Source organism: Pseudomonas sp. MD195_PC81_125, from assembly GCF_014060985.1.
In the GTDB taxonomy this organism is placed as follows: domain Bacteria; phylum Pseudomonadota; class Gammaproteobacteria; order Pseudomonadales; family Pseudomonadaceae; genus Aquipseudomonas; species Aquipseudomonas parakoreensis.
This window is the reverse complement of the sequence record NZ_JABULD010000188.1, coordinates 1-9,339: the sequence shown is the minus strand read 5'-3', so window position 1 is coordinate 9,339 and position 9,339 is coordinate 1. Positions and strand designations below refer to the sequence as shown.

9 protein-coding genes and 1 pseudogene are annotated in these 9,339 nt (G+C 59.2%); 5 read left to right on the top strand and 5 right to left on the bottom strand.

Annotated elements, in window-relative coordinates; genetic code table 11:
- Window positions 1–149 precede the first annotated feature (149 nt).
- Window positions 150–926: pseudogene (locus HT737_RS32665) on the top strand (PAS domain-containing protein); the annotation flags it as partial.
- Window positions 927–929: 3 nt separating this feature from the next.
- On the top strand, window positions 930–1,469 hold the full coding sequence (locus HT737_RS32660) for a methyl-accepting chemotaxis protein (protein WP_236170321.1): 540 nt from the start codon (window positions 930–932) through the stop codon (window positions 1,467–1,469).
- Window positions 1,470–1,546: 77 nt separating this feature from the next.
- Here the strand turns inward: HT737_RS32660 and HT737_RS08050 are convergent, their stop codons facing one another.
- The 4 genes from HT737_RS08050 to HT737_RS08035 all read right to left on the bottom strand — a co-directional run bounded on the left by HT737_RS08050 (window position 1,547) and on the right by HT737_RS08035 (window position 4,821).
- Window positions 1,547–1,927, bottom strand: coding sequence for a hypothetical protein (locus HT737_RS08050; RefSeq protein ID WP_131671178.1), 381 nt, complete (start codon window positions 1,925–1,927; stop codon window positions 1,547–1,549).
- 185 nt (window positions 1,928–2,112) lie between these two features.
- Window positions 2,113–2,673, bottom strand: coding sequence for a hypothetical protein (locus HT737_RS08045; RefSeq protein ID WP_121187810.1), 561 nt, complete (start codon window positions 2,671–2,673; stop codon window positions 2,113–2,115).
- Window positions 2,674–2,829: 156 nt separating this feature from the next.
- Window positions 2,830–4,254, bottom strand: coding sequence for an MFS transporter (locus HT737_RS08040; protein WP_182402133.1), 1,425 nt, complete (start codon window positions 4,252–4,254; stop codon window positions 2,830–2,832).
- A gap of 126 nt (window positions 4,255–4,380) precedes the next feature.
- On the bottom strand, window positions 4,381–4,821 hold the full coding sequence (locus HT737_RS08035; RefSeq protein WP_182402131.1) for a PACE efflux transporter: 441 nt from the start codon (window positions 4,819–4,821) through the stop codon (window positions 4,381–4,383).
- Between the two features lie 120 nt (window positions 4,822–4,941).
- On the opposite strand from HT737_RS08035, the gene HT737_RS08030 reads away from it, so the two are divergent.
- Window positions 4,942–5,814 (top strand): LysR family transcriptional regulator, encoded by an 873-nt coding sequence (locus HT737_RS08030; RefSeq protein WP_182402129.1) that lies wholly within the window; start codon window positions 4,942–4,944, stop codon window positions 5,812–5,814.
- Between the two features lie 158 nt (window positions 5,815–5,972).
- Here the strand turns inward: HT737_RS08030 and HT737_RS08025 are convergent, their stop codons facing one another.
- Window positions 5,973–7,004: a LacI family DNA-binding transcriptional regulator gene (locus HT737_RS08025; RefSeq protein ID WP_047295927.1), complete on the bottom strand. Its 1,032-nt coding sequence runs from the start codon at window positions 7,002–7,004 to the stop codon at window positions 5,973–5,975.
- A 216-nt stretch (window positions 7,005–7,220) separates the two neighbouring features.
- Between HT737_RS08025 and HT737_RS08020 the strand changes: the two genes are divergently transcribed.
- Window positions 7,221–7,754, top strand: coding sequence for a gluconokinase (locus HT737_RS08020; protein ID WP_007969352.1), 534 nt, complete (start codon window positions 7,221–7,223; stop codon window positions 7,752–7,754).
- Between the two features lie 82 nt (window positions 7,755–7,836).
- Window positions 7,837–9,189 carry a GntP family permease gene (locus HT737_RS08015; protein WP_047295923.1) on the top strand — a complete coding sequence of 451 codons (1,353 nt, stop codon included), beginning with the start codon at window positions 7,837–7,839 and terminating at the stop codon, window positions 9,187–9,189.
- Window positions 9,190–9,339 lie beyond the last annotated feature (150 nt).

Genomic DNA, 9,339 nt, shown 5'->3' with positions numbered 1-9,339 from the left:
CATGACACGCTCGGATTAAACATCATTTATCACCTGACAACTTCCTCCTGTGGAGGAATGCGTGTGCCTGTTCTGTGGAACGTAGTGGTGGATTCTGAAAGACCTGAACTTTCATCAAATCGAAAGACCGCGCGGAAGGTGATACAACCATGTTCAACCTACATCACAAGGCTGACCTGCAGGAAATCGAGCGTTTCAGCTGCGCCTTGACCGAAGCCAATGCCAAGCTCGAAGCGATCAGCCGCTCGATGGCGATGATCGAATTTACCCCCGAAGGCATTGTTCTGGATGCCAACGAAAACTTCTGCAAGACCATGGGGTACAGCGCCGAGGAAGTGCGCGGCAAACATCACCGGGTGTTTTGCGAAGAAGCGTTTTATCGCAGCGAGGAGTACGCCAGATTGTGGCGCGACCTGGCCCGGGGCGAGCCGATCAGCGGCACGTTTCTGCGCTTGAACAAGTCCGGCAGGGAGATCTGGCTTGAAGCCAGTTACATGCCGGTGTATGGCCCGGACAAACAGGTCAAAAGCGTCATAAAAGTTGCCGCCGACATCACCGCCCGGGTCAACAAAGAGCATGAAGAAGAAAGCATGCTGGCGGCAATCAGCCGTTCGATGGCAGTGATCGAGTTCACCCCGGAGGGCAATGTGATTACCGCCAACGACAACTTTCTGCGCACCATGCAATACACGCTGCCGGAAATCGTCGGCCATCACCACAGCCTGTTCTGTCATCGTTCCGAATCCGAATCGGCGCAGTACAAAGCGTTCTGGGCGTCGCTCAATCGCGGCGAATATCACTCGCACCGTTTCGAGCGCAAGAACAAGTCCGGACAGATGGTTTATCTCGAAGCCTCGTACAACCCATTGTTCGACACCAAGGGCCGCCTGTACAAGGTGGTGAAGTTTGCCAGTGACATCACCCAGCAGATGACCACGCTGCAAAACGCCGCAGAATCGGCCCACAGCACTTCGGTACAGAACGATGCCTGCGCACAAAAAGGCTCACAGGTCGTGCAGCAGACGGTGCAGATCATCCAGGACATTTCCCGCGACCTCAACGAAGCGGCGCGGAGCATCGATGCGGTGAACAAGCAGTCGGACATCATCGGCACCATCGTCCAGACCATTCGCGGGATCGCCGACCAGACCAACCTGCTGGCGCTCAACGCCGCCATCGAAGCGGCCCGGGCCGGTGAGCACGGGCGCGGGTTTGCCGTGGTCGCGGACGAGGTGCGCAGTCTCGCGGCGCGCACCAGTCAGGCGACGCTGGAGATTGTCGAAGTGGTGCGCAAAAACCATGACCTGTCGCTGAGCGCGGTGTCGAGCATGCAGTCGAGCCTGAGCCGCACCGGGCTGGGTGTGGAACTGGCGAACGAGGCGGGGGAGGTGATCCTGGAGATTCAGCAGGGGTCACGACATGTAGTGGATGCGATCGGGCAGTTCAATGCGACGTTGCAGTTGAACTGATGCTCTGAAATCGCGATGGACATTGTCCTGGCATCCAAGGGCAGTAGCGACTGCCCTTGTTTTATTATTGGCTCCTGTTATTTCAATTCGTACTTGGCAGTGAATTCGCCCTTGAACGCGATCAACCGCCCTATATCATCAAAGTAATTAGCGTCAATCGTTCCGACTTGGGTATCCAGATTCGGCCCGATGGTGACTTTCCCGGTTCCAGTGAGTGTGAGCAGTTTTTTTCCATTGTGATATTGCAGCTGAGGAACTCCCTCTGAGACGAAAACCAGATCGTGGGTACCGGGATCAAGCTCTGCGGGGTAGATGATCTGAACAAATTGAGCGCCCATGTCCGCTTTGAAAAGTCTGCGATCAAAAACAACCTTCTCTGTACTAAAGTTCTCTCCAACCGGATTTCCGTTATAGGTGGAATTGCACTCGCAAGTGCCGGTGAATGCGTTGGCTTCCATGATGATCTCCTGATCCAGGTACGTGAGCACGAATGTGATCACCGTTCCATTTAACAAGCGCGGGTCGAAAGAGCACCACTGTCAGTTCTTACAGGTCTCAGGCTTTTCTGATGAGTGGTAGCAATAAGGGGGGGAGCGCACGAGAGAACAGGGTCGCAATGGACCCCGTTCCGTTTCGCATGAAACTAAAGCGCTGCGAGAAACTTGTCCGCCAGTTTGTCGCTGTCCTTGACGTCATTGGCGTTGTCTTTTTCCGCTTGTGCCAGCTTCATCTTGTCCTGCAGACGCTCGGCGATCTCTTTGCCGATGGCCAGTTGTTTCTCCGGCGGCATGGCTTTGATGTCGTCTTCGGTGATGCCCATGCTCTGAAGGATACTGTCGCGCAGACGCTGCTCCGGCGACTTGCTCATGTAGTCCTTGAACGCGTCGGTGGCCGAGGTGCCGGTGGTGCTGCCGGCAGTCGTGGCGTCGGTGGTTTGCAGGCCGACACGGGTCTTGGCGAAGGCTTCGTCGACGTTATCGCTGATGCGCGTGGCGGCGGCCACTTGCTGGGTGGCGATCTGCGTGGCCGAATCCTGGACCCTGGAGGTTGCATCGGTGGCTTGCGACTGAGTCTGGTTCTGCAGCGATTGCAACATGGCGCCGTGCAGGCCGCTTTGCAGACCGGCAGCGGCGGTCGTGGTCGCGTCATCCGCCAACCGCTTGGGCAGGTGGATGAGCTGCTGCTGTTTGGCACTGACCAACATCATGATGGAGACCTTTGGATAATTGCTGACGGGCATAGCTGAGCAATTAGCGTGCCTTTGCAGAACATCCTGCTATTTCAAGGCTTTACTGTTGGTGCGTGCGCAACCAGGCGGTCATCCCTTGCCGCCGGGCGGCAGAGGATGACCGTGCGGCCCTCAACGATGGGCAATGTTTTCCAGTGCCAGGTTGCGCGTGCGCGGGCCGAACCCGCCGATGGTCAGCATCACGATCAGCATGCTGCTGACGATGAACGCCAGCACTCCGGGCGTGCCGAAGTGGTCGAGGAACAATCCGATCAACAGGCTGCTGAACACCGTCGACAAGCGACTGAACGAATAGCAGAAACCCACCGCCCGGGCGCGGATGTTGGTGGGGAACAGTTCGCTCTGGTACGAGTGATAACTGAAACTCAGCCAGGCGTTGCAGAAGGTGATCATCACCCCGCAGAAGATCAGGCCGAAGGCGCTGGTCTGCAACGCGAACAGGGTGCCGAAAGTCATGGCGCCGAGGGCCGAGCCGACGATCTGCCATTTGTTCTCGAAACGGTTGGCGAACTTCACGAACAGCAATGGCCCGAGCGGGTAGGCCAGGGTGATGATGAACGCGTACATCAGGCTGTGGGTGACGCTGACGCCCTGGCCGGACAGCAGCGCCGGCAGCCAGTTACCAAATCCGAAGAAACCGATCGCCTGGAACACGTGAAACACGATCAACATCAGCGCCCGACGCCGATATGGTGGTTGCCAGATATCGGCGAAACGGCCCTTGCCCTCGACATCCACCGGAACGGCTTCAGGCGCATCCAGCGGTTGGCGATGATCCTTCTCGCAGCGGGCTTCGATGGCGTCGAGAATCCGATTGGCTTCATCGAATCGTCCATGCTGCGCCAGCCACCGCGGCGACTCCGGCAGACGCTTGCGCAGCCACCAGATGAACAGCGCAAACACCGCGCTCGCCAGCACCACCCAACGCCAGCCCGACACACCGAACGGCGCCTGCGGCACCAGCCACCACGACATCAACGCCACCGCCGGCACCGAGAGAAACTGCACGAAAAAGGCGAAGGCAAACGCCGAACTGCGCATGCGCTTGGGCACCAGTTCCGAGAGGTAGGCGTCGATGGTCACCAGCTCGATACCGAGGCCAATCCCCACCAGAAAACGCATGCAGATGATGCCCAGCGCCGAGCTTTGAATGCCCATCAGCACCGTGGCCACGGTGTACCAGACCAGCGCAAAGGTGAAGATCGCGCGGCGGCCGAAACGATCGGCCAACGGACTGAGCAGGCTGGCGCCGAGAAACAGACCCAGGAAGGTCGCCGACGCGAACGCCGCCTGATCGGAGAAACCGAACACACCCTGATTGCCGGTGGCGAAGATCCCGTCACGGATCAGCCCGGGGCTGATGTAGGCCGTCTGGAACAAATCGTAGAGTTCGAAGAAACCGCCAATCGACAACAGCGCCACCAGTCGCCAGATCGTGGCAACAGCGGGTAGACGGTCGATGCGGGCGGAAATCTCGGCGGCGCGTATCGGATCGACGCCGTCGCATGGCGCGGCGGCGGGAGCGTGGGCAGTCATGGGGCTGGTCCATTTTTTATTGATGGAAAAGCTTAGCCTGCTATCGGAGTGATTGGATTGTGAATATTGGCGGTTTTCCCGCAGATACCGCCGATTTTTCGCAATAACTGCTTACCAATTAACGATTTATGCCGCGGCGGCCGAATCGGGCAGCGCTGATGCCGGCAGGCCGAAAATGCGATCGAACAGCCAGTTGAAGGTGAACGTGTAGCACGGGATGAAGATGATCAACGCCAGATCCAGCAGGAACGCCTGCACCAGACTGATGTTCATCCACCAGGCGATCAGCGGGATCAGGAACACGATCAGTGTCAGCTGAAAACCCACGGCGTGGGCAATGCGCCGCTTGACCGTGCGGGTGCGTGATTTCTGGCGGCTTTCCCAATGCTCGAACAGTGTGGTGTAGATGAAATTCCAGGTCACGGCGATGGTGGTGATGATCACCGCCAGTGGGCCTGTGCTGCCGGGCGAGGTGCCGGACAACAGCGCCAGGCCGAGGGCGGAGAAGGTCATGCCGATCACTTCGTAGAGCGACACATAGACCAGTTTGCGTTTGACGCCTTGCATGGGATTTGCCTCTTTCTTGCAACGTGTTGGCCAGCGGGACTGGCGGAGGCGGCGAAAGATAGCTTCAATGCTGGTGACAGAAAAAGTCAGCAGCTTTCAGTTTTGATGATAGGTGGTATTTTGAATTTCAACAGCGACAGCATCGAGCTGTTTCTTGCGGTGATTGATCGTGGCTCGTTCTCCGCCGCCGCCCGCGCTTTGGGCCGGGTGCCTTCGGCGGTCAGCATGGGCATCGGCAATCTTGAGGCGGAGCTTGGCTATGCCTTGTTCGACCGCAGCCATCGCGAACCGCAACCGACGGCGATGGCGCTGTCACTGGTGCCCCATGCGCGGTTGATTGCCGAGCAGCTCAAGCAGCTGCAGGTGCATGCGGTGGAGTTGTCGTTGGGGCTGGAGAGCAAGCTGTCGATTGGTGTGGTCGCCGACATCGATCGCCGGCGCTTGCTCGCCGCGATCAAGGTGATTGCCGAACGTCATCCGCTGCTCGACATCGAAGTGCTGACCGCGCCGCAGGACGATGTGCTGGCGATGCTGCACCGTGGCCGCGTCAGCGTCTGTCTGGCGTTTGCCGGGTTGAGCATGAACGTGCTGGAGCGTTTTCAGTTTGTCGGCAGCGAACGGATGATCGCCACGCTGGCGGCGGACAGTCCATTGTTGCAGGGGCAGGATCTGTTCCTTGAAGACCTGGTGCATGTGCGGCAGATTTTCGTCGCCAGTCGTGATTTGCCGATCAGCGAAACCCGGCCGCTGGTGGCCGAATCGCACTGGCGCACCGATACGCTGGAGGCGGCGCTGGAGATGGTTGAGGCGGGACTGGGCTGGGGCAATTTTCCGTTGTCGGTGGTGCAGCCGTGGCTGGACAGCGGGCGCTTGCAACGCCTGAATTTCCGCAACATCGAGAATGGCCTGGTGCTGCCGGTACACGCGGTGTGGCTCAAGAGCCAGCCACTGCAGAAGGGCGCGTCGGCCCTCGTCGAACTGCTCAGCCACTGAACCCGACACAGATCTCCTGTGGGAGCGTGCTTGCTCGCGAAGGCGTCGTGTCAGCTGGCATTTGCTTATCTGGCACACCGCCTTCGCGAGCAAGCTCGCTCCCACAGGGAGATTGGGTTTCACCTTGGCATTTGTGATCACCCCAGGGATTTCAGAGGTCAGGTACTCTCGCGAATCTTCAGTTCAAAACCCATGTCTTCCACCGGCCGCGCCACGCTGTTGCCGGCCATCAACGTCAACATCTGCTCCGCCGCGCGCCGGCCAATCGCCTCGCGCGGGGTGTTGATGCTGCTCAGGCGCGGCACCATGTGCTCGGACATCGGCAAGTCGTTGAAGCCGAGGATCGCCACCTGCTCGGGGATCTTGATCCCGTTGCGCAGCGCTTCGAGCAGGGCGCCCTGCGCCAGGTCGTCGTTACCAAAGAAGATCGCATCGACGTCCGGATGCGCCGCCAGCAGTTGCAGGAACAGCTCTCCGCCTAATCCCACCGACGAGGAGCGTGGGGTCAGCACTTCCAGGTCCGGGTCATAGCGCCCGGCCTTCTGCAGGGCTTTGCGAAAACCCTCGCCGCGCAACAAGGTGCGTTGATCGAGCTGTGCGCCGATATAGGCCAGACGCTTGCGACCGCGCGAGAGCAAATGCTCGGCCGCGGTTTCGCCGGCGCTGAGCTGCGAGAAACCCACGCAATTTACGCCGGCCGCGCTGTCCAGTTCCATCATGTACACGCAGGGAATGTTGCTGGCTTCAATCATCCGCCGCGAACTTTCTGTGCGATCAAATCCGGTCAACAGCAAACCACGCGGCTGATAAGCCATGTAGTTGCGCAGCAGGTTTTCTTCTTCATCGCGCGAATAGTGGAAGTTGCCGATCAGCACTTCGAAGCCCTTGGGCGTCAACACCCGATGAATGGCTTCCAGCGTGTCGATGAACAGCAGGTTGGACAGCGACGGTACCAGCACCACCACCGAATGGCTCTGCGCCGAGGCCAGGGCGCGGGCGGCAGGGTTGACCACGTAGTTGAGTTCGAGCGCGGCTTTCTGCACTTTTTCCACCAGTTCGGTGGCCACGGTGCTGACCCCGCGCAAGGCGCGGGACGCGGTAATCGGGCTCACGCCGGCAAGGCGGGCAACTTCATTAAGGGTGGGACGGCCGGTGGTGCGAGTGTTTTTATCGTTTTTAGGGGTGGTCATCGGGCGGCTTGCCAAACAAAAATCAAGGCACTAAGGTAGCGCTGTCCTGATGCAGCTGCAAATGCGTAAGCGAGGTCCTGCCTGATCCTCGCTTTTTGGCGTTGGGCGACAACCTGCTGCAACCCAAAAAAACGACAAGAAGGCGTCGGCAACTTCTGCCTGTGCACTAGAGTCATAGCTAGCAAAGGTAGCGCTGTCTGCGCGCTGAGGTGTTATATGAGTCATCCCATCACCGCCCTGGTCATCATGGGCGTTGCCGGTTGCGGCAAGACGTGCGTCAGCCAGGCCCTGTGCCAATTGAGCGGCGCCACTGCCATTGAAGGCGATACTTTTCATCCGGCCGCCAACATCGAAAAGATGAGCGCGGGGATCCCCCTGAACGACGACGACCGTGCCGGCTGGCTCGACAGCCTGTGCGTTGAGTTGCGTCGTGTCGATGCACTCGGCGAGCGTCCGGTGCTGACCTGCTCGGCGCTTAAACACAGTTATCGCGAAGTGCTGCGCAGTGCCTTGCCAGGCCTGGGCTTCGTGTTCCTTGAGCTGACCCCAGAAGTGGCTGCCGACCGCGTGTCCCATCGCCCGGGCCATTTCATGCCGGCAACGTTGATCGAAAGCCAGTTTGCCACTCTCGAATCGCCGGTCGGCGAGCCGTTGACCCTGGCGCTGAATGCTTCGATCCACAGCGTTGAAGAGCTGGCGGCCCAGGCGCACGTCTGGTGGCAGGCTCATGGTCTGAAACAGGCGGTATGAGTGTGTTGAAAGAGTTAGCGCTGTCCTCACGAATTCTGTTTAACCCGCTTTAATAACAACAACAAGCCAGGAGACACCCCCAATGTTTGGCATGTCCCACGACGCCTACCTGCTGCTCGATGCAGTGGTCACGGTAATCGGTCTGATTATCCTGATCACCAAATTCAAGATTCACCCCTTCATCGCCCTGACCATCGCGGCCGCGTTCCTCGGCCTGACGTCCGGCATGCCGATCGGCACCATCATCAAGGCGTTCCAGGACGGCTTCGGTGGCGTGCTCGGTTTCGTCGGCATCATCCTTGCGCTGGGCACCATGCTCGGCAAAATGATGGCCGAATCCGGTGGCGCCGATCAGATCGCGCAGACCCTGATCCGCGCGTTCGGCAAGGACAAAGTGCAGTGGGCAATGATGTTCGCCGCGTTCCTGGTCGGTATTCCGCTGTTCTTCGAAATCGGCTTCGTGCTGCTGATTCCGCTGGTGTTCATCGTTGCCCGACGCACCGGGGTGTCGATCATCAAGATCGGTATTCCGCTGCTCGCCGGTCTGTCTGCGGTACACGGTCTGGTGCCGCCGCACCCGGGCCCGCTGCTGGCAATCGGCGTGTTTGGTGCCGACATCGGCAAGACCATCCTCTACGGTCTGATCGTGGCGCTGCCGACCGCCATCATCGCCGGCCCGATCTTCGGTACGTTCATCGCCAAGCACATTCCCGGCACGCCGAATCAGGAACTGGTCGATCAACTGGCCCGCGAAACCGATTCGCAGAACCTGCCGAGCTTCAGCATCACCCTGGTCACTGTGCTGCTGCCGGTGTTCCTGATGCTGCTGAAAACCTTCGCTGACGTCGCGCTGCCGGACGGTCATTTCTTCCGCACCTGGATGGACATGATCGGCCATCCGATCTCGGCACTGCTGCTGGCGTTGCTGCTGTCGCTGTATACCTTCGGTCACAAGCAGGGCATCGGTTCACAGCAGATGCTCAAGTGGCTCGACGCGAGCCTGGCGCCGACCGCCGCGATCATTCTGATCATCGGTGCCGGTGGTGGCTTCAAGCAGATGCTGGTAACCAGCGGCGTGGGCGACGTGATCGGCCACATGGCGGTCAGCGCGCAGATCTCGCCGATCCTGCTGGCATGGCTGGTAGCGGCGGTGATTCGTATCGCCACCGGTTCTGCTACCGTGGCGACCATCACGGGCGCGGGCATCGTGGTGCCGGTGGTGGGGATGATTCCGGGCGTCAACCGTGAACTGCTGGTGCTGGCCACCGGTGCCGGTTCGTTGATCCTGTCCCATGTGAACGACGCCGGTTTCTGGCTGGTCAAGCAGTACTTCAACATGACCGTGGCCGAGACGTTCAAGACCTGGACAGCGATGGAAACCATCCTGTCGGTGGTGGGCCTGGGCTTCATTCTGTTGCTGTCGCTGTTCGTTTGACCTCGAACGCAAGACACAAAAAAAACCGCAGCGATGCGGTTTTTTTGTGGGCGATGATCTTTGCAAACACGGCACCTGTAGGAGCTGTCGAGTGAAACGAGGCTGCGATCTTTTTGATTGTAAAAAAACAAAGATCAAAAAGATCGCAGC

What these genes read in the sequence shown, in the direction of transcription:
- HT737_RS32660 (WP_236170321.1), top strand. Translation starts at nt 930, where the DNA reads ATGACCACGCTGCAAAACGCCGCAGAATCGGCCCACAGCACTTCGGTA.
- HT737_RS08050 (WP_131671178.1), bottom strand. Translation starts at nt 1,927, where the DNA reads ATGGAAGCCAACGCATTCACCGGCACTTGCGAGTGCAATTCCACCTAT.
- HT737_RS08045 (WP_121187810.1), bottom strand. Translation starts at nt 2,673, where the DNA reads ATGTTGGTCAGTGCCAAACAGCAGCAGCTCATCCACCTGCCCAAGCGG.
- HT737_RS08040 (WP_182402133.1), bottom strand. Translation starts at nt 4,254, where the DNA reads ATGACTGCCCACGCTCCCGCCGCCGCGCCATGCGACGGCGTCGATCCG.
- HT737_RS08035 (WP_182402131.1), bottom strand. Translation starts at nt 4,821, where the DNA reads ATGCAAGGCGTCAAACGCAAACTGGTCTATGTGTCGCTCTACGAAGTG.
- HT737_RS08025 (WP_047295927.1), bottom strand. Translation starts at nt 7,004, where the DNA reads ATGACCACCCCTAAAAACGATAAAAACACTCGCACCACCGGCCGTCCC.
- HT737_RS08020 (WP_007969352.1), top strand. Translation starts at nt 7,221, where the DNA reads ATGAGTCATCCCATCACCGCCCTGGTCATCATGGGCGTTGCCGGTTGC.
- HT737_RS08015 (WP_047295923.1), top strand. Translation starts at nt 7,837, where the DNA reads ATGTTTGGCATGTCCCACGACGCCTACCTGCTGCTCGATGCAGTGGTC.